Annotated in this window: 12 protein-coding genes; 3 read left to right on the top strand and 9 right to left on the bottom strand. The window is 71.5% G+C overall.

Features of this window, described 5'->3' with window-relative positions; genetic code table 11:
* Positions 1–43: 43 nt before the first annotated feature.
* The 8 genes from BJ992_RS01390 to BJ992_RS01355 all read right to left on the bottom strand — a co-directional run bounded on the left by BJ992_RS01390 (position 44) and on the right by BJ992_RS01355 (position 15,843).
* Positions 44–1,831: a hypothetical protein gene (locus BJ992_RS01390; RefSeq protein WP_184978152.1), complete on the bottom strand. Its 1,788-nt coding sequence runs from the start codon at positions 1,829–1,831 to the stop codon at positions 44–46.
* The gene (locus BJ992_RS01385) at positions 1,824–6,164 is read right to left on the bottom strand and encodes a DUF6603 domain-containing protein (protein WP_184978151.1); all 4,341 of its coding nucleotides are present in this window, start codon (positions 6,162–6,164) and stop codon (positions 1,824–1,826) included. The genes BJ992_RS01390 and BJ992_RS01385 overlap by 8 nt, the downstream gene beginning before the upstream one ends.
* Positions 6,161–7,453: a ComEC/Rec2 family competence protein gene (locus tag BJ992_RS01380; protein WP_184978150.1), complete on the bottom strand. Its 1,293-nt coding sequence runs from the start codon at positions 7,451–7,453 to the stop codon at positions 6,161–6,163. Before BJ992_RS01380 ends, BJ992_RS01385 begins: the two co-directional genes overlap by 4 nt.
* Before the next feature lie 29 nt (positions 7,454–7,482).
* On the bottom strand, positions 7,483–10,083 hold the full coding sequence (locus BJ992_RS01375) for a LamG domain-containing protein (RefSeq protein ID WP_184978149.1): 2,601 nt from the start codon (positions 10,081–10,083) through the stop codon (positions 7,483–7,485).
* Positions 10,080–10,250, bottom strand: a complete 171-nt coding sequence (locus BJ992_RS01370) for a hypothetical protein (protein WP_184978148.1) — start codon at positions 10,248–10,250, stop codon at positions 10,080–10,082. The genes BJ992_RS01375 and BJ992_RS01370 overlap by 4 nt, the downstream gene beginning before the upstream one ends.
* Before the next feature lie 30 nt (positions 10,251–10,280).
* Complete coding sequence (locus tag BJ992_RS01365; protein WP_184978147.1) at positions 10,281–13,688, bottom strand: hypothetical protein; 3,408 nt, start codon at positions 13,686–13,688, stop codon at positions 10,281–10,283.
* A gap of 98 nt (positions 13,689–13,786) precedes the next feature.
* Positions 13,787–15,028, bottom strand: a complete 1,242-nt coding sequence (locus BJ992_RS01360; RefSeq protein WP_184978146.1) for an FAD-dependent oxidoreductase — start codon at positions 15,026–15,028, stop codon at positions 13,787–13,789.
* Between the two features lie 167 nt (positions 15,029–15,195).
* Positions 15,196–15,843, bottom strand: a complete 648-nt coding sequence (locus BJ992_RS01355) for a helix-turn-helix transcriptional regulator (protein ID WP_184978145.1) — start codon at positions 15,841–15,843, stop codon at positions 15,196–15,198.
* A 196-nt stretch (positions 15,844–16,039) separates the two neighbouring features.
* Here BJ992_RS01355 and BJ992_RS01350 point away from each other — a divergent pair, with 196 nt between their 5' ends.
* Genes BJ992_RS01350 through BJ992_RS01340 form a run of 3 tightly spaced genes read left to right on the top strand, consistent with a single transcriptional unit; the run spans position 16,040 to position 21,635 of the window.
* A complete protein-coding gene (locus BJ992_RS01350; RefSeq protein ID WP_246496490.1) occupies positions 16,040–16,687 on the top strand; it encodes a CBS domain-containing protein in 648 nt (215 codons plus the stop codon).
* A gap of 10 nt (positions 16,688–16,697) precedes the next feature.
* Positions 16,698–19,733, top strand: a complete 3,036-nt coding sequence (locus BJ992_RS01345) for a pyridoxamine 5'-phosphate oxidase family protein (protein WP_184978143.1) — start codon at positions 16,698–16,700, stop codon at positions 19,731–19,733.
* Positions 19,734–19,763: 30 nt separating this feature from the next.
* On the top strand, positions 19,764–21,635 hold the full coding sequence (locus BJ992_RS01340) for a multicopper oxidase family protein (RefSeq protein ID WP_184978142.1): 1,872 nt from the start codon (positions 19,764–19,766) through the stop codon (positions 21,633–21,635).
* 86 nt (positions 21,636–21,721) lie between these two features.
* Here BJ992_RS01340 and BJ992_RS01335 read toward each other — a convergent pair whose 3' ends face one another.
* The gene (locus BJ992_RS01335) at positions 21,722–23,185 is read right to left on the bottom strand and encodes a non-reducing end alpha-L-arabinofuranosidase family hydrolase (RefSeq protein ID WP_246496899.1); all 1,464 of its coding nucleotides are present in this window, start codon (positions 23,183–23,185) and stop codon (positions 21,722–21,724) included.
* Positions 23,186–23,351: the final 166 nt, after the last annotated feature.

The following is a 23,351-nucleotide window of genomic DNA, read 5'->3' as shown; positions in this document are numbered from 1 at the left end:
CCCGCGCACCGGCCCGTGTCCCGGAGGGGACACGGGCCGTCGGTCATGTCCGGACGAACGTGACGCGCTCCGCGGTCTCGATCATGTGGCGCGCGAACACGGCGGAGTCGACGGTGGTCGCGGGGACGCCGAGCGCGGTGGCCATCGCGCCGGCGAGCGCCGTGACCGGGACCGTGCGGGACGCGCCGAGCTCCAGCGGCGTGATCGACGCGCCGGCCGAGCCGTCGGCCGCGCGCAGGGTCTTGCCGATGCGTCCCGGCGACACCTCCACGGCGAAATGCTGCTCCTCAGGAGGCTGCCGCAGGTCGAGCCGGCCGAGCTCACCGCAGAACAGGCAGAGCAGGACCGTCGGCGACAGGCGTTCCGACCGGAGCAGGGTGAGCCGGTCGGTACCCGCGGCGTCACCGTAGCCGTCGATCAGCAGACCGGGGTAGCCGGGGATCAGCGCCGAGCGGATCAGCGCGCCGGTGACCGGAGAGGTGTCGACCTTCGGCGGGTTCCGCCGGTCGCGTTCGGCGTCGGCGCTGGTCACCCGGCCGATGCTGGTCGCGCCGTCCAGCAGGTGCGCGATCCACTTGGGGTCGATCCGCAGGAAACGGATCGTCTCATCGGGAAGCAGGCGCTCGTCCGGCACCAGGTAGCGGTACGGCACGCCGCGCAGCGTGGCCAGGCCGCCGAGGAAGTCGGTGACGTCGCCTGGCATCGCGTCGTCGATCTCCGCGATCTCCAGAGGGTGGCCGGACGGCTCGTCGCGCAGGTCCGCCATGGCGCGGCGCCGTTTCCAGGTGTAGACGCCGCGCCCCACCGTGGTGTGCTGGAGCGTCAGCATGCGGCCGAGCTGCCACGCGGCGGCGTACCCGACGTCGAGCATGCCGGACGACGGATGGTAACGCAGCAGCTCGTCGGACGTCCTGACGCCGAACCGCGGGTCGTCGGGGGCCTCTCCCGTGACGAACGGCCCCCGGTACCACGACGCCGTCACGCCACCCTGCCGCAGCCGGTGCGCCACCGGCACGTACCCCTGCCGAAGGAACGGCTCGGCCGCCGGTTCGCCGCTGTCCGGCAGCCGGAACGGCCGTCCCCCCTTGGCCAGCGAACGCACCAGGTAGGGGAAGGTGTGGTCGTCCGACAGGCAGGAGAAGCGCCAGCTCGCCAGCGTCACCAGCCGCACCGGTCCGCCGGTCCCGAGGTCGAACCCGGTCGCGCCGTAGCGTCCCTCCACCGAGACCAGGTGGACGGTGGACGACACGCCGGCGGCCGGCAGCCGGTTCGCGATGACGACCGCCAGGTCGTCGCCGGCCCGCCGGACGTGCGCGAGCCGCGCCAGGTCGTCCGGCGCCGGCAGGATGGACGCGGCGAGCGCGCGCGGCACGTCGATGACGTTCACCGGGTCGGCCGCGGCCTGTCCCCGCTCCAGCGTCTGGGCCGGCATGGCCACCCCGCCGGACGCGAGCGTCCCCGCCGTGACGGTCGTCGTCGGCGGCTGCTCGTCGCCGCTGAACACCAGCAGCGCGAGCCACGGCCGCGCGGCCGGCGACCCCGGGCCCGCGACCCGTTCCCACGGCAGCGTGGGCCGCTCGAGCACGATGTGCGGCAGCACCTCGGAGTGCTCGCCGAGGCTGCCGTCCGGCGGGAAGACCGACCGCACCGTCCCCGGCGGCAGCGTGAACCTGTCCCCGCCGACGGTGAAGGATCTGCTGGTCTCGAAGATCGTGGTGTCCACGGTCGTCGCGGGTGCGACGTTCGCGAGCTCCTGCCGTACGGCGACGGTGTACTCGCCGAACGGCAGCGTGGGCCGCCGGTATCCGACGAAGGTCAGGTCCTCAGCCATTGGCGGCCACCTCCGGGGCCTGCAGGAAGTCGGCGGCGCTCAGCCCGTGCAGGTCGAGCGTCAGGCCGGGGAGGAGCGTGCCGGCGATGGCCGTGCGCGCCGCCGCGCCGGCCTCGAAGCTCAGCCGCTGGTCGGCGGCCCTGGTGAACCGCGGCAGCGGCGACCACGAGATGACGGGGTCGGTGGACAACGAGGTGGCGGCGGTCAGCGCCGCCATCGGCAGCCGCTGCGTGACCGTGGGCTCCGCCGGGGGGTTCGGCCGGATGACGTACCCGGTGAGCAGGTTCTCCCGCAACTGAGGCGCGTCAGGTGAGGGTGTGAGCCGGTCTCCCCAGAGCGCGGCGGGGAGGTTCTTGCCGACCGGCTCGAAACGGAAGTCGCCGTTCGCGCCGGCCGTCCCGCGCTTGATCGTGATGGTCTGCGTCGAGCTGAAGGTGCCAGGCGCGACGCCGGCCGGTGCGACGCCGAACGGCGCGGCCCCCGTGGTGGCGAGCGGCGTGCCGGCCGACGACCCCGCGGTGGCCGGCACGGCGGAGTCGGTGAGCAGTTCCAGCTCGGCCGGGTTCACCGCGCCGAGATAGGTGCCTGAGGCGTCCTTCGGCGCTCCGCCGCGCAGCACCACGGTGACGCCGTCGGCGGCGGCGGGAAGCTGCGCGGTGCGGAACCTGCTCCACGGGACGGGCTTCGCGGTGGCGCCTGTGGAGGAGCCGAACGAGATGGTGAACGAGATGACGTCCAGGTCGATCGTGGCGGTCCCGCCGAACTCCGGCCCCCAGAACCGCACGTCGGTGCCGACGTGCACGCTGATGGTGTGCGTGCCGAAGAACTCGAACGTGTACGACGCGCCGACCGTGATGTGCAGCCCGGCCTCGTAGTGGTACGGCTGCCAGGCGATGAGGAAGTCCATGGCGGCGTCGAACCACGCGCGCAGCGACCCGTCCTCGTACACGGCGCTCAACGCTGCCCCCGCCATCAGCGCACCCGGCGTCAGCGCGTAGTACGCCGACCCCTTCATGCTGAGCTGCGGCGTCACCTGCCACGAGAACCCGAGCCGGGGGACCGACGGGTAGTGCGACGGCACGGGGAAGTGCGGGTGGTAGCCGCCGACGGTGAGCACGAAGTCCCCTTGGTGCTCCTCGCCGAACCACGTGACGAACGCGAACCCGCCGGTGAGGCGGCACGCTCGCGACAGCAGGTAGGAATCGCCGGTGAGCTGCGCCAGCAGCGAGAAGTAGCCGTCGTCCGGCGCGAACGTGGCCTTGAGCGCGAGCTGGATCTCCGCGATCGGCGTGACGGTCCCCGCGCCGGCGTCCGGCACCGGCAGCACCAGCGTGGACAGGCCGATGACGTTCAGCTCGAACCGGTGGCCGAACTGCGCGGTCACCAGCAGGAACGAGTCGATCATCTTGAACGACGTGAAGTGGATCCCCGCCGCGAAGAAGAAGTCCCCCGGCGACGGGGGGATGTCGTCCTGGAGCCGCGCCAGCTCACCCTGGAGCGTGCCGGGTGTCATCGTGCCGAGGGCCTCGGCGACGAGAGGGAAGCTCGCCACCTGTGCCACGGACGGCGCGACCAGCCTGCGGTTGTAGCCGAACCCGGCCGCGACGCCTTCGACGAAGAAGAACGCGGGCCCGCCGATCGGGTAGTCGAGGAACGCGTACACGAACAGCGACGGGCCCTCGGGGAGCTGCATGTACGAGCCGAGCGCGCCGATGGTGAGGACCTCGGTGGAGATGACCGCCTTGCCGCTGTACGCGGCGACGTTCTTTCCCTGGTGGACGACGGTGTTCGCGAGGAAGGCCCCGCTCACCGTCACCGGCCCGCCGGTGTACGACACGCCGAGCCCGGACAGGCCGAACTCCGGCAGCGCCAGCGGGTCCGACAGCGACACCGACGCCGACAGCCCGTCGCAGGACAACGTCAGGCCACCGGCCGAGATCGCCGCGTCCACCAGGACGGCCAGCCGCGCCGGCTGTCCCTGGACGTGCCGGTACGCCAGACCGACCCGTGCGACGTGCACGGGCCCGAAGTCGACCCCGGCCTTGTACCACAGCACGTCGTCGGCGGTCTTGGCCTGCGCCGAGGGGGTCGCCGGGGTGCTCGGGGTGATCGTGGCCGGGGTGCCGACCGGCAGCGTGACCCCCTGCTCCAGCGGGCCGAGCCGCAGCCTGCCGCTGAAGGAGAAGCCCTTGGGGTACTCGCTCGCGTCCAGCCTCGCCACGCCGGCGGGAAGCAGGCTGTTGAGTGCCGTCACCTGCGCGGCCGTGAGGGGGCCGGTGGCGGCGAGCACCCGCAGCGGGTCGAAGCCGACGACCTGGTCGCCTTTCAGCCGCTCGCCGACGACGGGGAGCTCGGACAGGTCGACCTTGGCGGTGAGGTCCACCTCGAACACGTTCGTGCCGTCCTCGACGGCGAGCAGCGCGTCGTCGATCCCGACGACGATGCCGGCGGGGATGTCCTGCGCCGCGGACGGCGCCAGCGCCGCCACGAGCTCCTTGAGCGTCGGCGCGGCCCCGCCTCTTCTGTACGTGGCGACGAAGCGCTTCGCGCCGGCCTGCTTGGCGAAGTACACCGCGAAGTCCAGTTCGAGGCCCGGACGCACGAGGACCGCGACGGTGCCGGAGTACGTCCCCGCCGCGGTGTCGATCGCGACGACCAGGTCGACCTCGGTGGTGTCGATCGGGAAGCGGACCTCGCCGGTGACGAACAGCCGTCCGGGGCCGGTGGCGACCTCCGCCGCGAGGTTGCCGATGCTCAGCCCCGCGAGCGGCTGCGGCAGCACCAGCCCGGCGTGGTCGGCGGCCAGCTCGGCGGCGAACGGGCCGATCGGGACGAACTCACCGGCCCCGGTGCGTCCGCTGAACGTCCACCCGTCCTGCGGGTCGTGGCCGGCGGCGACCGCCACCATCACACCGCCGACGAGGAAGGCCGCACGCGCCGTGAAGATCACGTCGGTGCCGGCGTCGACGTCGAACCCCACGTCGCTCAGCGTGATCGTGTCGGTGATCGGCCAGCTTCCCTCCAGACCGAGCGCCGCCTGGTAGGCGAAGGAGCGTCCGTCCCCCGGCAGGGTCACGAACATCTCGAACCGCTTGACCTCCAGGTCCGGCAGGTGACCCGCGTCGCTGTGCGTCAGCTCGGTGAAGACCTCGCGGACGCTCAGCGGGCCGTCGTCCTCGCGCAGCGCTCCCCCGAGTGAGCGTTCGGTGAAGTCGGCGGCCAGTTCGAGCACGCCGTTCCGGCCGATGCCGACCAGGCCGTGGACGGCCCCGCTCAGCCAGGGGCTCCCCAGGGGATCGTTGACCCGGAAGATCACGTCGACCGCCTGGAGGACGATCGGCCCGCTGATCGTCCACTCCTCCGCCGTCTCCAGGGTGACGGTCACGTACCTCACCTTCAGGTCGCGGGAGACCAGGAGACTGACCTCGGTCGGCACGACCGGGCTGGTGATGTCCACGTCGAACGGGATGGCGAGCTCGGACGGGTCCCGTCCGGCGAACCGGGCCACGTCCGCGAGGCTGACGGCGCCGAGACCGCTGAAGTCGGCCCGCAGCAGCAGTTCGTCACCCCAGTCGGCGACACCGAGGGAGAGCGCGGCCTCCACCGTGCGTGCGCCGATGTGGAACGGCACGTACGCGGTGACGTTCGCACGGCTCACCACGTCGTAGTCGGCGGTCTCGAAGTTGAAGCGCGGCAGTGCGAGCAGTTCGTACCTGACGCGCGAGATACGCATGAGGCCGAGGTCCGGCCCCGGCGACTCGTCGGGGCCGAACAGGCTGACCACGGGGACGCGCCGGATCGGCACGGTCATGCCGGCGGGCTGCGGCATGATCACGATCTCGCCGGTGATGTCGTGCGAGGAGTCGAACAGCAGGTCCAGCACGGCGAGCCGCGTCGTGACGACCAGCGTGCCGTCGAAGCTCATCGGCACCGTGGTCGTTCCCGCACGCGGCGGGGTGACCGAGCTCAGGCGCAGCCGGGGCCCGGTGAACCGCAGGTCGTCCCACAGGGTCCCCGCGAGGTCGGGGAACGCGGCGGGGAACGACCACGACCGGTCGCCGGTGCCGGTCAGCGCGACGGTCACGTCGGAAGGGCCGGCGGTGAGCTCGGCCGTGACGCTCATGCCGGTGAACGGCCCGGCGCCGGTCCCGGTGACGGTGACCCCGTCGGCCGTCTCGGTGCGCGTGGCGGAGGTGAGCACCAGCCGGCCCGACGGCAGGAACGGCCCGAGCACGGTGGTGACGGCGGCCGAGCCGAGGTCGGCGAGCGCGAGGTCGAGCCGGGTGCCGTCCAGGCGGACCGCGGCCTTGAGCTGACCGGCGGTGAGGGTCATGTGATCACCCCGGCCGGGGAGATGTCGAAGTACAGGGTGCCGCTCGACCCGGTGGAGTACACCGGCTGCGTGACGTCCACCGACAGCGGGTCGGCCGACGTGCCGAACGGCCCCCACGCCGACACGACGTGCGCCACGGCGTCCGCGGCGTGGCCGCTGGCGACGAACCGCTGCACGTACCGGTCGACGACGTCCTTACCCGGCAGGTGGTGCTTGGGGTTGCCTCTCCGGCCCGCGCTGATGACGGCGCGGTGCCGCGGTCGCACGGTGTCCACGAACGTCTGGCCGGAGGACGTCACGTTGCTGCCGTGGTGACCCACCTGGATGATGTCGACGTCGTTGAGCGCCGTGCGCCGTGCGGCGTCGAGCATCATGAACCGTTCGGTGCTGCGGGTGGCGTCGCCGCAGATGAGGATCTTCTTGGTGAAGGTCTCGACGAGCGTCACGACGCTTCCCCGGTTGCGGTGCGTGCCGGTGTCGTCGTCCCCCTTGCCGGTCTCGTCGGTGTAGTCGTGGTCCACCCCGGCCGCCATCAGTGTGATCTTGCAGCCCGCACCCTCGTCGAAGACCACGAGACCACGCGCGCCTTCCATCTTGTCGATCTTGGAGCCCATGGCGGGAGCCGCCGCGATGAGCTCCGGCACCAGCTTGTCCCCTGGTTGCATCGTGTTCGCGCCACGGCCTCCGGCGGGATCGCGGCTCAGGAACAGGCGACGCCGGAAGCGCGCGTCCGTCGCGTGGTTGTGCACCCACGAGCTGGTCACGGTGCCGTAGTCGCCGAGCGCGGCGCTGTGGTAGACGAGCTCCACGGTGACGGCGTCCGGCAGGACCTCCCCGAGGCGGTTGTAGTGGTCCTTGTCGGGATGGGTGAGGATCAGGACGTTGATCACATTGGTGGCCGCGAGGAACCGCACGCCGGTCAGCACCGCGGCGATCCGGTCCTTGTACGCCGCGCCGTTCTCCAGGTCCTTGGAGTTGGTGCCGCAGTCGATCAAGATGATCTTGCCGGCCGGGGTGCTCATGACGGCGCAGTCCCCCTGCCCCATCTGGACGAACGCGATGTGGAAGTTGCCGTCACCGCGGTTGCCGGCCGCCGCCGGGGCCAGGCCGAGCGCCTGCGTGGCGAGCCTGGCGCGTTCGGCGTCGCGTTGCGCGCGCGCCAGCTCGTCGGCGACCCGCTGGCTCTCCGCGATCGCCTGCATGATCTGCTCACGCTCGCTGAGCCTCGGCGGCGCGGTGGGGTCGAACCGCGCGCCTGTGATCTTCTTCTTCCTCTCGATCTTCGGCATGTGCTGTCACCTCCTTCGGCCGGTCACGGTCAGCTCGGATTGTGGATGCGCCAGCGACCCTGCAGGACCGGCGTCTTGCGCCGCCAGGTGTAGACGTAGCGCCGGTCGTTGTCCCTCGGCTCGTAGTCGGCCGCGTAGATGTACTCCTGCTGCGCGACGTTCCACAGGTCGAACTCGAGCTGGCCCTGGATGAGATGTTGCAGCGCGCGCAGCTCCGCCTCGCCGATGGTGACGCCGCCGATCCTGATGTTCTGCGCGACGACCGTGCGCGTGTGGATGTCGATGAGCTGGTCGCTCGGGATGTTGCCGTCCTTGAACTTGATCCCGTCGGGGTGACCCTCGATGCGGTGCCAGAACTTGTTGCCGTGGTGGAAGCGGATCGACGGATAGGTGACGGCCGCGCCGGAGGTGGTGTCCTGGAACAGCTCCAGGTACAGGATCTGGCCTCCGCCTCCCTGCGCGGCGTCCCTGCGCAGTTGCAGGTGGTTGCCGTCGGCCTTGACCGTCGCCTTGCCCTCGGCCGGCCCTGTGGTGCCGATCCGCAGCCCCGACGCGTTGACCGTCCTCGCCGTGATGTCCACCAGGCCCTCACCCGGCGTGGGCCCGTCCTTGAAGAAGAAGCCTTCCGGACGGCCCTCGATCCGGTTCCAGAACTTGTTGGCGTGGTGGAACCGCAGGTTCGGATAGGTGACGTTCGCACCGGCGGTGTCCTGCTGGAACAGCTCCAGGTACACCACCTGGCCACCCGCGCCGGCCCCGGTGTCCCGCCGCAGCTGCAGGTGCATGCCGGCGGGCTCGACGACCGTGACCCGGCTGTCCAGCGGACCTGTGGTGCCGATGCCGACCCGGTTGCCCATGGGGTTGATCGCCAGCGGCAGGTTGGCGTGCGACTGGATCCACGTGTGGTCGGTGGCGTACCCGAGACGCAGGTTCTGCTCGGTCTTCTTGCCGATCACCAGCGCGTCGCCGTTGGCGTTCTGCGGCGTGTGGACGATCTGGAACCGCGCGTCGATCTTGTCGGCGGCGATGTTCACCCCCGCGGAGGACCGCGCGAACAGCAGCGGTGTGCGGTCCACCATCGCCGTCGTCGAGCCGTCGGCGTATCCGGGGATGTTGGAGTACTCGACGAGCACCGGCGCGTGACCCGGCTTCGGCAGCGCGAGGATCGCACCGAGGGTGATCTCGACGTACTCCCCCGGCGCGAGCACCAGATCGGCCGCCGGGGTGATCTGCCACGTCCTGACCCTGTCCGGCAGTTTGCGCGCGTTCCACCGCGTGCCGGCCACCGAGAGCGTGACGCCGCCGGCCGCGGCGGCCTTGGTGAGGGCCCACGGCGTCTTGTCGTCGCCGTCCGCCTCGGCGTCGAACGACACGACGAACGCCGAGGTGGGGAGGGCCTTCTGGAACACGATGCCTTTGCCGGAACGCATCGTGCAGGCGATGTGCAGCGTCAGCGTGTTCGGCGTCACACCGTCGCAGAGCACCCGGTCCCCGCCGACGAAACGCACGTCGAGCGGGATGTCGTACAACCCCCGGTGGTTCACCACGTCGAGGTACTGGATGCGTGTCCCGGTCAGCGGCGGCTGACCCACGTACCGGACGTTCCGGTACTCCAGCTCCACCTGTGTGCCGTGCGTCCCGTCGGTGCCGTCGGCGTTCAGCCCCGCGATCTCGATCGCGATGCTCTCGCCGGCCTGGATGCGCAATGGGGTCTTCCACTGGAAGTACAGTGCCGTGCCGTCCGCCTCGGCCACCATGGCCCAGTCGGTGGAGTTCACCGCCGGGGTGAGCCCCGAGGCGAGCGTCCCCTTACGCAGCCGCAGCGCGAAGTGGTAGGAGCCGGAGGAGACACCGGGAAGCATCGACGTTTCGATGTCGGTACGTGAGGTGTTGGTGATCCGCAGCGTCATCGTCTGGCGCTTGACGTCGTCGATGTACAGCACCGGCTGGTCGTCGGCGTTGACGAACACGAAGTCCAGCGGATAGGTGCGGACGAAGTCGTCCAGCGGCGACTGGTCGTCGGCCATGTCCCGCTGGACCTCCGCCGGCGTCAGCGCGCGGTCGTACACACGCAAGTGCGCGACCATGCCGGCGTAGGCGAGGGTGCCGTTCCCCGACCCCAGGTAGAACTCCTCCTGATCGGCGACGCGCACGTTGAACGTGGCCCCCTCGGCCACGACCACGCCGTCCACGAGGATCCGCGCGGTGGTGCCGTCATGCGTGACGGCGACGTGGTGCCACGTGTTCTGCCGGACGGTCCCCGGGCCCGTCCGCACCGTCTCCAGACCTGTGCCGCCGCGCACTCCCCACATGTGCTCAAGGGAGCCGTCGCCTTCCAGGCGCAGCCGGATGTTCGGGGACCGCTTGCCGAAGACCGCCGTGGTCGGGCCGCCGGGCCAGTTGATCCACGCCGACACGGTGTAGGTGGTCAGCCCGAGCAGCGGCTGACCGGACGGCACGACCGCGTACTGGCTGCCGCCGCCGAGGCGCAGGCACGGGAACTTGGGGTCGGTGGCGAGCGTCGGCGGCGTGGCGAACGTCCCGGTGATCTGGTTCTGACCGCTGTCGAGGACCTTGCCGCCTGGCGCGAGCGTGTCCAGCGGCCAGTGCAGGACGAGCGGGTCGCTCATCCGTGCCGCTCCTCGGGGACGGAGGCGAGGCCGAGCTGGCTCTGCGCCTGCTGCTGTATGGTCCCGACGAGCTCGTAGACCTGCGCGTAGGGGAGAGCGCCGAGCGCGTCCAGGATCTGGTTGACCTCGGCGATGGTCAGCGATAAGTCGATCTTCTTGGGGTTCACAGGGGTTCCTGCCTGGTCGGTGTGCTCGGTCTACTCGGGATCGGGGACGAGGATGAGCCACCCCTCGCGTGCGGTCGGTACGGCCGGTGCGCCGGCGTCGTCGTGCACCGGGTCGAGCGGCCGGTCGAGCCACGCCGACGGTGTGCGTTCGCGCCAGCTCCAGTGGTGGCCGGGGACGTCCGGCACCGGCAGCGGCAGTCCGTCGCCGTCCACCAGCACAGGAGCGGCGAACTCCGGCACGCGCAGCGTGTCCATCGCGGCCCGGTAGTGCTCGGCCGGCAGCGACACCGCCTTGGCCGGCAGGAAACCCGACACCACGTGCACCGGCGCGCGGGGGTCGGCCAGCAGGGTGAACGTCCGCGCCGCGTCGTCCACCGACACGGTGACCGGCGGCGCGGTCGTGACCGGCTGGAAACCGGCGAGACCCTGCGGCGCGGCCGGGTCCTCCGGCCAGTAGCCGACGAGGCCGTCGTTCAGCCGGCTCGCCGCGCCGATCCGCACCGGCAGCGCGACCGCGGTGAACCCCGCCGTGTCGCGGGTGGCGCTCCGCATGTCCCGCCGGAACACGTTCCAGTCCTGCTGCGCGACCGGCGGCCCCATGATCTGCAGGTTCAGCTCGGCACGCAGGACGGCGAGCGGCCGCGCGGTGAGCACGTCCAGGCTGTGGTCCTCCGGCTCGACCCCGGCGGTCAGCGCGTCGAGCGTGGCGAGGAACCGCGCGAACGGGTCGGGGCCGAGCGCCTTGACGCGGGCCGCCACCGCGCGCAGGTGCGCGTTGCCGATGCCGTCCACGCCTGCGACGCCGCCACCCGGCGCCGGCTGCCAGCGGGCCTGCCGCGGGTCGGCCGGGTCGGGGGTCGCGGTGAGCAGGCCGAGCATGGCGCCGTCGGCCTCGTAGAAGGCCAGGCCGTCGTCGAGGTCGTCCGGCACCACCCACCCGCACACCGGGGACGTCGCGGGGACGTCGTTCATCTCGCGCAGGTCGTGGCCCGCGTCCAGCCAGCGGAACGACAGCCGCGCGGGCTGGGCCAGGCGGGGTGGCATCGCGGCCCACCCGGGACGGTCCGGCACACGCAGGCGGGTCGTGGTGGTCGCGGCGTCGGTGCCGACGTCGCGGGCCAGGCCGAAGTTGTCGACGATCCGCAGCCGGGTCAGGCGCATCACGCCGGCCCGGATCGGGTTGAACGGCGAGAGCGGCTCAGGCGCGTGCCGGGTGTCGTCGCCGACGGCCCGCGCGACCTTCTCGGCGAAGTCCTGGTAGGGAGGGAAGCCGAGCGGGTCGGCGACGGGGAGCTGCCGCACGAGACGCCGCATGATCAGTGCGTCGTTGAACCCGCCGAGCACCTGGCTGAGGGTGCCGCTCTCCCCGGACGCCAGATACCGGTAGATCTTGATGACGGTCATGAGCCGGGGGTCGGCGCCGTCGGCGGTGTACCACGTGAGCACCGGCTCCGGCGCGGCCTGGAAGTCGTCCGGCGTGACCGCCGTGGCCGCCGCGTCGTTGTAGGCGCTGAGCACGTTCCCCGCGAGGTACCGCAGGATGCGCGCCGACATGACGGTGCCGGCGCTCCGCGACAGCACCGTGGTCCCGGTGTACACGCCGGCGGTCCTGGTCGGCGCCTCGAACCCGGGCCTGGTGCGCAGGTCCGGGGTGTCCGGTGGCAGCTCGTAGGCCTCGGTGACGAACGCCGGGTCGTACGCCGGACGGTCGGGCCCGAGGTTGTCGCCGCCACCGGTCCCGAGGAACTCGGCCTCCCAGTGCAGCAGCACCGGGTGCCAGGGGTTGCGGGCCCAGACCTGCGGCGCGATGCCGAGCTTCGGCAGTTCCCGCTGGAGGGTCGCGGGGTCGCGCGGGTCGGCGAGGCCGGCGACCAGGCACGGCAGCAGGCCACCCGGCTGTCCCGCGCCGTCCTGGCCGTGGCGGTCCGACGGCGTCGCCGCGTCGCCGGTCAGCAACACGACCGGCTCGGCCGGCAGGTAGTACTGCGGCGCGGGGACGCCGTCCACGACGAAACGCGCACCCACGGGGACGGCGGTCGCGGTGTTGTACGCGGCGAGCGCGGTGTCCAGCGCGCCGCGCGCGGCGGTGACGGCGGTCCTCAGTGCCACCGCCTCGCGTGCGCCGTCGTCCAGGTGGTCGATGTGCCACTCGATGTAGCCGCGCACCTCGTCGGGGTCGGGGTGGCTCTCCCGGTCCCCGGCGCGCGGGTAGGCGCACAGCATGTACCTGTACCAGTCGGTGAAAAGCTGCTCACGCAGTCCGATCAGCGCCTGCTCGGAACGTTCCAGGTTCTCCTGCGCGATGTTGAGCCGGTTGAGCAGGTCGCCGATCTCCTGCGGCACCTCCAGTGCCTCGCGGCGCTCGCGTGCCGCCGCGTCCGCCGCCGCGTCGTCCTCGCGCCGTACCCGCCACAGCGACCCCGGCGGCAGCGGCCGGAAGCCGTCGGCGTGCCGCTGCTCGGCGAGCTTCACGCCGACGTCCAGCGGTTTGGTCTCCAGCTCGTCGGCGTAGGCGAGCGCTTCGAGCAGGCTCTCGGCCTCGTCGGGTGCGACGCCGTCCAGCGCGGTGCCGATGCACGCGGCGAGCGCCTCGGTGGCGGTGCCGCCGACGAACACCTGCGGGTCGGCGCCGGTCAGCAGGGAACTGAAGGCGCCGCCGTCCGGCCGGAAGAGCACCGAGGCGAAGCAGATGAGGGACCCGGGCCGCGCGGCGCCGGCCGGCGCACCCCATTTGTACTCGTCGGCGAGCGTGTCCTTCCATCCGGCGCCGGTGTCGAGCTCCGCGAGCGCGTCCTGAGCGGCCGCCGAGTACCAGCCGGCCACCTCGTAGCTCGTGCCGCTCGGCGGCCGTGCGGCGGAGAAGTCGGTGTCGTGGAACCCGAACACGCTGTGACACGCCGGGTAGAACGCCGCGAACGCCGGGTCGCCGTGGCCGACGGCCGTGACCCGGCCGAGCCGGTCACCCGGCAGGTCCTTGCGCCAGTTCGCCAGCGGCACGGCGCGTCCGAGCCTGCGGTACGGCACGCCGCCTCCGGTCGCGGGGAACGGGACCCCCGTGGCCGAGGTGTCGCCAGGCGGCGCGAGGTAGTCGCTCTCTACCACCCAGGAACGTTCCACGACGCCGTCGCGCCGCCGCGTGACCAGCCAGCGGTCGGGAACGGCGGGAACCCGCGTCCCGCCGTCCCGCTGCACCAGGCGCGTCAACGCGTCCGGCAGCGACCAGTGCAGATGCACCCCCGCGCCGAGCAGATGGTCCTGGTCCTCGAACGGCTCCGGCAGGATCGCGTCGCTGACGTACGGCGTCCCCGCGTGGACGTCTCGTCCCGTCACCGGGTCGACGTACGGCAACCGCGAGAAGTCGACGGGCTCGACGACCCCGACGTCCTGCACCAGGTGGAGCGCCGCCAACCGCACCGGAACCACGAGCGCATCCGCCATCGGCGCCTCTCAGCCGTACGTCACAGCCCGACGGACGCAGATTACCGATTTTCCTTTATGCCGGATAGCCTGAATTTTTGCATGAGATAACTTAACGGCTAATTATTACCCGCTACCCCATAAGTCTTATTCATCCCCACTTTAAGGTCTTCGTCGGACACCGGGGCCGGCCAGTCGATGACGTGGCGCTGCTCAGGCGCGAGGGTCTTCTCGGGGTTCATGACCGTCTTCAGCATCAGCGGCATGAGGAGCGGCATCAGGCGCCTCGCCACCGGACCGGGGGCCTTGGCGTGGTTGAGGCGCGCGGCACGGGCCGCGATCCGCTCGACGCGGGGCCGGCGCAGACGTTCGTAGGCGGCGAAGGCCGAAGGGACGTCGGGAAGGTCGCGCAGGCAGCGGGCCAGCTGGATCGCGCTCTCCAGGGCCAGGGAAGCACCCTGGCCGGAGCTGTTGGACGGCGCGTGCGCCGAGTCACCCACGAGCACCATGCGGTCGCGGTGCCAGTGGCGCAGCGGCGGCATGATCAGCAGTGACCCGGTCACCTGGAGATCGTCCGCGTCGCTGGTCCGCATGAGGTCGTGTCCGGGGGTGTCGGCGGCATAGGCGGCGCGCAGCCGGTCCATCCATTCGGACGCCGGCACCGCGCGGGCCTCGACGAGGGTCATCGGCCGGTCCTGCGGCAGGTTCACCCCCCACCGTGTGCCGCCGCCGGGCTCGGGCCAGTACAGGTAATAGCCGCCTTTGCCGAAGGTGAAGGTCATGGTGCCGGGGGCCGCGCCGGTCTCGTGGCGTGCCACGGCCTCGAAACCGAGGAGTCCGGTGTACCGCGGGCCCGCCGCGCCGGGGTCGATGAGGCCCCGGACGGTGGAGCGGATGCCGTCGGCCCCGACGAGGACGTCGGCCGTGACGGTGCCGCCGTCGGCGAAGACCGCGGTGACGCCGGCGGCGGTCTCGCGCACACCGACCAGGCGTCTGCCGTACTCGACCGGCACTCCACCCGCGACGGCGACGTCGCGCAGCTCCCGGTGCAGCGCGCCGCGGTGCACGACCTGGAGCGGCGGCAGCCCCGCGACGACCGGCAGGTCGAAACGCCTGGCGCCGATGGCGAGGACGTTCCTCGTGATGGGGGTGGCGATGGCGCGCACGGCGTCGTCGGCGCCGAGGACGCGCAGGGCCGCGAGGCCGTTCGGCGCCAGAGCGAGGGTGCCGCCGACGCCGTCGGCGACGCTCGGGTACGCCTCGTACACGGTGGCCGCGATGCCTGCCTTGCGCAGCGCCAGCGCCGCCATCGGACCGGCGATGCCGCCGCCGACGACGACGGCCGTCTTGACCGTGGTCATGGTGCTCTCCTTGGTGATCGGTTCTGGTGGTGACAGAACCGGCCCTGGAGGGAGACCCGGCTATTCTCTGGTTGCCGCCTCGTGCCGGGACGCCTTCCGCAGGCGCGGTTCGGGGTAGGGCCCCGGCGTGGTGTTGGCGCACCACGCCGGGGCCGCGTGTCAGCGTGTCATCGTGTGTCCCGCTTCTGCTCGGCGAGGTCGGCGAGCTCGGCCGGTATCTCACCGGTCTCGTGCGCCACACGCCACGCGCCGAGGTCCGGGTACTCCTCCGAGGTCAGCTCGGCGAGCAGCGAACCCACCCACGCCGCCTCGGCCTCCTGCATGGCGATGTCGTACTCCTCCTCCACGAGGAACAGGCGCGGCACGGATCTCAGGTGCTCCGCGAGCACGGCACGCGCGGTGGTGAGCGCGTCGTCGAGCAACTCGCGCCGCCGCGTCAGCAGCCGCACGGCCTCGTCGGGGTGCAGCGCCGCGAGCACCGAGAGCCCCGCGCGGAAGTGCGGGTGCTCACGCACGGGAGTGGAGACCAGCTCACCGGCCCAGTCGACCATCTCCGCACGGCCCGCCTCGGTGATGCGGTAGACGGTGCGCTCGGGCCTGCGGCCTTCGCGCACGCTCTCGACCGCCTCGATGAGGCCGTGCTTGTCCATGTTGCGGACGACCGTGTAGAAGGACCCCCACTTGAGGTCCATGTCACGGTCCTTCCCCCAGCCGCGCAGCTCCGTCGCGATCTCGTAGGGGTGCATGGGCCGCTGGGTGAGCGCCGACAACACGGCCAGCGCCAGCAGATTGCCGACCTTCCGCCGCTTCGCCACTCGACCCTCCCGGTGAACTCGCCAACGATTACTTGTGAACGAGTATATGTACGCGAGTATGCCGGAGCAACCTTAGCCACCGGGAAGTTCGGCGGACGGCGCGTGCGGGCATGAGCGCAACGAGGGCCGCGTGCGCCGGGGGGACGGCGCGCGCGACCGGGGGGAGCCGATCATGCACAAAAAGGTTCGGGACGTGATGACCAGACAGGTCGCCTCGGTCAACGGGACCACGCCGTTCAAGGACGTCGCCGAGGTCATGGTGCGCCACGGGGTGAGCGCCGTTCCCGTGGTGGACGGCGAGGGCCATGTCATCGGGGTGATCTCCGAGGCCGACCTGCTGCGCAAGGAGGAGTTCAGGGAGCAGTACTACGGCGAGGACTACCGTCCACCGCTGCGGGCCAGGCTGCGGCGCCTCGGCCGGGCCGGCACGGAGGAGAAGGCGCACGGCGACACGGCCGCCGACCTGATGAGCACGCCGGCGATCACCGTCAGGCCGTACGCCAACGTGGTGGCGGCGGCCCGCGCCATGGACGTGAACGGGATCAAACGGCTACCCGTGATCGACGACGAGGGCCGCCTCGAAGGCATCGTCAGCCGGCACGACCTGCTCAAGGTCTTCACGCGCGGTGACGTGGACATCGAGGCCGAGATCCGCGACGACATCCTCGAAGGCCCGCTGTGGATGGACACCTCGGGGATCCGCGTCTCGGTGTCGCAGGGGGTCGTCACCGTCGGCGGCGAGATCGGCCGGCACCACGACGCGAGAGTGATCATCCGCATGATCGAACGGGTCAACGGCGTCGTGGACGTCCTCGACAAGCTCGAATGGCGGCAGGACGACTGACCGGCGACCGGTGGACGACGCGTGGACCCTTGAGTACGACCGCTTCGACCCGGCCGAGGAGAGGCGGCGCGAGACCCTGTGCGCGCTCGGCAACGGCCGCTTCGCCACACGAGGCGCCGCACCGGAGGCCGCGGCCGGCGACGTCCACTACCCCGGTACGTACGTCGCGGGATGCTACAACCGGCTGACGTCGGTCGTGGCGGGACACGCCGTCACCAACGAAGAGCTCGTCAACATGCCGAACTGGCTGCCGCTGACCTTCGCCACCCCCGGCTGCGGATGGTTCCTGCCGGAGACCGCCGACCTGCTGGACTTCCGGCAGGAACTCGACATGCGGCACGGCGTGCTGCGCCGCACCCTGCGGTACCGCGACGACCGGGACCGGGTGACGCTGGTACGGCAGCGCCGCCTGGTGTCCATGGACGACCCCCGGCTCGCCGCGCTGGAGACGACCTTCACGGCCGAGAACTGGGAGGGGGTGATGCGCGTGCGCACCGCACTCGACGGCAAGGTGGCCAACCGCGGCGTCGAACGCTACCGCGAGCTGCGCGGCGACCACCTGACCGGCCAGGAGACCGGTCTGTGCGACGGTCTCACCTGGCTCAGCGCGCACACCACCTCCTCGCGGATCACCGTGGCCCTGGCCGCGCGCACCGAGGCAGGCGACGCGCCGGCCCGCACGGTGCGCGAACCCGGCCTGATCGCCACCGTGCACGAGCTCCACCTGGACCAGGGCCGGCCGGCGACCGTCGTGAAGATCGTCGCGCTCGCCACCTCGCGCGACCCCGCCGTGGCGGAGGCCGTCCCCGCCGCCGTGCGCTGGGCCGCGCGGGCCCCCTGCTTCGACCACCTGCTGAGCCTGCACGAACTCGCCTGGGACCGGCTGTGGACCCGCGCCAGGATGGCGGTCGACGACCCCGCCGAGACCCGGGTCATCCACCTGCACACCTTCCACCTGCTGCAGACGCTCTCCCCGCACAGCGCCGACCTCGACGTCGGGGTGCCGGCCCGCGGGCTGCACGGCGAGGCGTACCGGGGACACGTGTTCTGGGACGAGCTGTTCGTCATGCCGTGGCTCAACGTGCGCTTCCCCGAGACCGCGCGTGCGCTGCTGCGGTACCGCCACCGGCGGCTGCCTGAGGCACGGGCCGTCGCGCGGGCCGCCGGCCTGACCGGCGCGCTGTTCCCCTGGCAGAGCGGCGGCGACGGCCAGGAGAGCACGCCGCTCCTCCACCTCAACCCGCGCTCGGGCCGCTGGAACCCCGACAGCTCCCACCTCCAGCGGCACGTCGGGCTGGCCGTCGCCTGCAACGTCTGGCGGCACTACACGGCCACCGACGACATCGAGTTCCTGACCGAGTTCGGCGCCGAACTGATCGTCGAGACCGCCAGGCTCTTCGCCGCGCTGTCCCGGCTCGATCCGGTCTCGGGACGCTACGAGATCCACGGCGTCATGGGACCCGACGAGTACCACGACGCCTACCCCGGCGCCACCCGGCCCGGCCTGGACAACAACGCCTACACCAACATCATGACGGTGTGGCTGCTGCTGCGCGCGCGCCAGACCCTCGACCTGCTCCCCGGACGCGACCGGGAGGAGCTCGTCGCGCGGCTGTCACTGGAGCCCGCCGAGCTGGAACGGTGGACGGCGATCACCCACGGCATGCGGGTCGACTTCCACGACGGAGTGATCAGCCAGTTCACCGGGTACGGCGATCTGCTGGAACTCGACTGGGACCGCTACCGGGGTGTGCGGCGGCTCGACCGGGTCCTCGACGCCGAAGGCGACAGCCCGAACCGGTACCGCGCCTCCAAGCAGGCCGACGTCCTCATGCTGTTCTACCTGCTCACCGCCGGCGAGCTGCTCGGCATCCTCGAACGCCTCGGCTACCCGTGCGAACCCGAGCTGATCCCGAGGACGATCCGCTACTACCTGCGGCGCACCTCGCACGGCTCGACGCTCAGCGCCGTCGTCCACGCCTGGGTGCTGTCGCGTTCCGACCGCGCGCGGTCGTGGCGGTTCTTCACCGAGGCGCTCGGCAGCGACGTCAACGACGTGCAGGGTGGCACGACGTGCGAAGGCATCCATCTCGGCGCCATGGCAGGCAGCCTCGACCTGGTGCAGCGGTGCTACCTCGGCCTCGCCGTCGGCCATCAGGGCCTCCACCTCGACCCCCTGCTCCCCGACCGGCTCTCCTCGCTGTCGCTGGCGCTCAAGGTGCACGGCGCCTGGCTGTCGGTCGAGGCCACGCACGACCTCGTCACGGTGTCCCGGGCCGACGACGGGCCGGTGAGCCTGCCGGTGACGGCCGCGGGCCACCACGCCGCCGTGCACCGCGACGGCACCTGCCGTTTCCCGCTCGCCGCCGAAGGGAGGAGGACGATGACACAGCGATCCACACCCGGCGACCTCGGCCGCCGCGTCACCCGCCTGCGGGAGGACCTCGGGCTCACCGAGGAGGAACTGGCCGAGCGCGCGGGGATGGCACCCGGGTTCGTGCACTACCTGGAGTGCAGACCGTCGGTTCCCGACATGGGAAGCCTGGTACGGCTGGCCGCGGCACTGCGCACGACGACGGACGCGCTGCTCGGCGGGGACGTCGACCAGCCGTCTGGCCGTGGCCGTCCCCCGGCCCACCCGGTCCTGTCGGCGCTGGAACCGGAGGAGTGCCTGCGGCTGATCTCCCCCGGCGGCGTCGGCAGGGTCGCCTTCGGCGACGAGGACGGTCCCACGGTCCTGCCGGTCAACTACGTCTACCGGGACGAGGCGATCGTCTTCCGCACCGGCACCGGCGGCCCGGTCGACCGCGAGCTGTGTGCGGGGGACGACACCGGATCACCGATCACCTTCGAGGTCGACCACTTCGACGACGCGCGGCGGGCCGGCTGGAGCGTGCTGGTGCACGGGACGGCGCACCGTCTCACGGCGGAGGAGCCGTCCCGGACAGGGGAACCAGGGCCCGAACCATGGGCCGGCGGCGAACGGGACGTGTACGTGCGCGTCGACCCGCACGAGATCACCGGACGACGCGTCGACGGCTTCTGATCCCCGCCGGCACCGCGGAGGTGAGGCAACATGATCACACGACGGAGGTTCCTCCAGGCCGGCGCCGCAGCGCTGCTCGCCGGTCGGCGGTTCCTGCCCGCGGGGATACTCGACCCCGCCTCGGTGGCAAAGTATGTGACACCGCTGACCGTTCCGCCGATGATGCCGGCGCTGCCGGCGGACGGACCCGGCGATCACTACCTGATCGGTGTCCGGCGGTTCCGGCAGCAGATACTGCCGTCCGGCAGCCCGCCGACCACCGTCTGGGGGTACGGCTCGGTCCGGCATCCGCGCACCTTCAACAGCCCCGGCTTCACCGTGGAGGCGACCGCCGGACGTCCGGTGCGGATCGAATGGGTCAACGAACTGGTGGACCGGGACGGCAACCACCTGGAGCACCTGCTGCCGGTGGACCCCACGCTGCACTGGGCCAACCCGCCGGGTGGCGCCGAGCGTCGGGACTCGCGGCCCGCGTTCACCGCCACCCCCGGCCGCTACCGCGGGCCGGTCCCCATCGTCACCCACCTGCACGGCGGGCACAGCGACGACGAGAGCGACGGCTACCCGGAGGCGTGGTACCTGCCGGTGGCCAAGGACATCCCGTCCGGGTACGCGACCGAAGGCACGTGGTACGCGACGTTCCGCGACAAGTTCGCCGCGGCGTACGGCACGAGGTGGGCCCCCGGCACCGCGGTGGCCCACTACGCCAACGACCAGCGTCCGGCCACGCTGTGGTACCACGACCACGCGCTCGGGATCACCCGGCTCAACGTCTACGCGGGACTCGCCGGTTTCTACCTGCTGCGCGGCGGCCCCGAGGACCTTCCCGCCGGTGTCCTGCCGGGCCCGTCCCCCGGCGCCAACGGCACGCGGCACCACGAGATCCCCGTCGTCGTGCAGGACAGGTCGTTCGCCGCCGACGGTTCCCTGTACTACCCCGGCCGTCGCCGCGGGTTCACCGGCCCCTACGTTCCGCACAGCGACGTGCCGCCGATCTGGAACCCGGAGTTCTTCGCCGCCGCCATGACGGTCAACGGCAGCACCTGGCCGTACCTGGACGTCGAGCCGCGCCGCTACCGGCTGCGCTTCCTCAACGGGTGCAACGGCCGCGTGCTCGACCTGAAGATCGTGACCGATCCCGTCGCGCGGCGGCCGGCGCCGCCGGTGCTGCCGTTCTGGCAGATCGGCTCGGACGGTGGATACCTCCCCGCGCCGGTGCGGCTCGACCGGCTGCTGATGGCCCCGGCCGAGCGGGCCGACGTCATCGTGGACTTCACGGGCCTGCGGGCCGGCACGGAGTTCTACCTGATCAACGAAGGACCCGACGGTCCGTTCCAAGGCGACCCGCGGGCCGCTCCCGCCGACCCCGAGACCACCGGCCAGGTGATGAAGTTCGTCGTCGGCCGCCTCACGGGCCCCGACCGGACCGTGCCACCCGACCGGCTCACGCTCCCCCGGTTCACCCCGGTCGGCGCGGCGACGGCGACACGGAGCCTGGGCCTGGTCGAGAAGCGCTCCACGGTGCGCGGCGCGGGGCCGGTCGCGAACGTGCTCGCCACCGTCGTAGGGGACCGTGCCACGGTGAGGATGTGGAGCGACCCCGTCACCGAGAACCCCGCCGTGGGGAGCGTCGAGATATGGGAGATCCGGAACCTCACGGCCGACGCGCACCCCATCCACATCCACGAGGTGCAGTTCCAGGTCGTCGACCGGCGGCCGTTCACCGGCGGCGTCCTGCCTCCCGAGCCGTGGGAGAGGGGGCTCAAGGACACGGTGATCGCCTACCCGCGGCAGGTCACGCGGGTCAGGGCCTCGTTCGACCGGGCCGGCCGGTTCGTGTGGCACTGCCATCTGCTGGAACACGAGGACAACGAGATGATGCGTCCCTACGTCATCGGGTGATCCCGCGCTCCCGCCTGGCCGGCGGGAGCGCGGGATGCGGCGTGGACACGGATCCGGCAGGCACGGGCCGGATCCGCGTCACTCCTTTAGCGCTGCTGGGTCAGCAGGCCGGGGCGGTACGGCAGGAGGCCGTAGTCGACGCCGTTGGAGCTCGGGCTGCGGCCCTGGTAGAGCAGCTGCAGGTTGCAGGGGTCGACGGTGAAGGTCTGGTCGGCGCTGACGCGGATCAACTCACCGTGGCTGATGTCGTTGGTCCAGGTGGCGCCGCTGTTGGCCTTACCCGCGAACGGGTTGCTCTCGGTGGCGGCGTTGGGGGTCCAGGTGCCGCCGAGGCTGGTGGCGGTGAACGACCGGAAGTAGCGGCCCTGCGAGCCGATGGCCTCGACCAGCATCAGGTAGCGCTGCTGGTTCTGGAGCTTGTAGACCTGGACGGCCTCGAACAGGTTGTTGGTGGAGTCGGTCATGATGGTGGTGTAGTTGGAGCCGAAGTTGCCGGGGAAGTTCCCGATCGGCATGCTGGCCCGGTACACCCGGCCGTTGTCACCGGTGAAGAACAGGTACATGTTCTGGTCGTCGGCGATGAGGGTCTGGTCGATCGGCCCGGTCTGGGAGTTGGAGATGCTGCCGGTGAACAGGGTCTGTGCCGCCGACCAGCCGTTGGGGTTGGTGGGGTTGGTGGAGGTCTTGTAGGAGAACGCGCTGCCTCCCCACTGGTAGGCCAGCACCCAGATGTTCTTCGGCGCGTGGTAGAACAGCGTCGGCGCGACGGTGCCCTGGTTCATGCCGGTCTGGGTGGCCGAGCCCATCTCCGACCAGTTGGTGAAGGTGCTGAAGTTCATCGAGCCCCAGCTGGAGCCGAAGTCGTGCGTGGTCGCGTACACCAGGTGCTTGCCCTGGTACGGCGCCACGGTGAAGTCCTTCAGCGACACCCAGCCCGACTTCGGCTGCGCGAGCGCACCGGTCGAGGTCCACCGGTACGACGACGGCAGCTGGCAGGTGCCACCGGTCGGGGTCACCGTCGGGGTGGGGGTCGGCGTGGGGTTGGGGTTGCCGCCGCCGATCTGGACGAGCTGCCACTGCTGGTTGTTGCCGCCCCAGTCGTCGTACTGCACGATGTTGCCGCCGTCGGCCGTGGAGGCCCCCTGGACTTCCATGACCCGGTTGCTGTTGCGGTTGATCAGCCGCACGTAGCCGCCGGCGGAGTCGGCGAGGCGGAACTGCTGGTTGGTGCCGTTGTGGTCGCTCCACTGGATGATCGCGGCGCCGTTGGCCGTGGAGGCGCCGTTGACGTCCAGCACCTTGCCCGACAACCGGGACTTCAGCCGGTAGTAGCCGCCGCCGGAGTCGACGAACTGCCACTGCTGCTGGTTGCCGTCGTTACGGCTCCACTGGGTGATGCGCGCGCCGTCGGCGGTGGACAGGTTGTACACGTCCAGCGCCTTGCCGCTGTTGCGATTGATCAGGACGTACCAGGCGTTGGTGTCCACGGTCGCGGCCGACGCGGACTGCGTGCCGAGGGTGACCATGGAGGCGCCGAGGATCGCCGTCATGATGACGGCGATCAGCGACAGCCGGCTTCGCCGCCGCGGGAGCACCCGCGGGACGTTGCCAAGTCCGGACATTGACCTTCTCCTTCTATCGGGGACGAACCAGCCGGTCGTGCGGACACGGCGGGCTGTGGCGAAGCCGGCCGGGTCACACCCGGCCGGCTTCTGG

Origin of the sequence: Sphaerisporangium rubeum (genome assembly GCF_014207705.1) — a bacterium.
Classification (GTDB): Bacteria; Actinomycetota; Actinomycetes; order Streptosporangiales; family Streptosporangiaceae; genus Sphaerisporangium; species Sphaerisporangium rubeum.
This window is presented reverse-complemented; position numbering and strand designations above follow the sequence as displayed.

Excerpts from the sequence above, each read along its gene's own strand:
- BJ992_RS01390 (WP_184978152.1), bottom strand. The coding sequence starts at position 1,831 with ATGGCTGAGGACCTGACCTTCGTCGGATACCGGCGGCCCACGCTGCCG.
- BJ992_RS01385 (WP_184978151.1), bottom strand. The coding sequence starts at position 6,164 with ATGACCCTCACCGCCGGTCAGCTCAAGGCCGCGGTCCGCCTGGACGGC.
- BJ992_RS01380 (WP_184978150.1), bottom strand. The coding sequence starts at position 7,453 with ATGCCGAAGATCGAGAGGAAGAAGAAGATCACAGGCGCGCGGTTCGAC.
- BJ992_RS01375 (WP_184978149.1), bottom strand. The coding sequence starts at position 10,083 with ATGAGCGACCCGCTCGTCCTGCACTGGCCGCTGGACACGCTCGCGCCA.
- BJ992_RS01365 (WP_184978147.1), bottom strand. The coding sequence starts at position 13,688 with ATGGCGGATGCGCTCGTGGTTCCGGTGCGGTTGGCGGCGCTCCACCTG.
- BJ992_RS01360 (WP_184978146.1), bottom strand. The coding sequence starts at position 15,028 with ATGACCACGGTCAAGACGGCCGTCGTCGTCGGCGGCGGCATCGCCGGT.
- BJ992_RS01350 (WP_246496490.1), top strand. The coding sequence starts at position 16,040 with ATGACCAGACAGGTCGCCTCGGTCAACGGGACCACGCCGTTCAAGGAC.
- BJ992_RS01340 (WP_184978142.1), top strand. The coding sequence starts at position 19,764 with ATGATCACACGACGGAGGTTCCTCCAGGCCGGCGCCGCAGCGCTGCTC.
- BJ992_RS01335 (WP_246496899.1), bottom strand. The coding sequence starts at position 23,185 with ATGACGGCGATCCTCGGCGCCTCCATGGTCACCCTCGGCACGCAGTCC.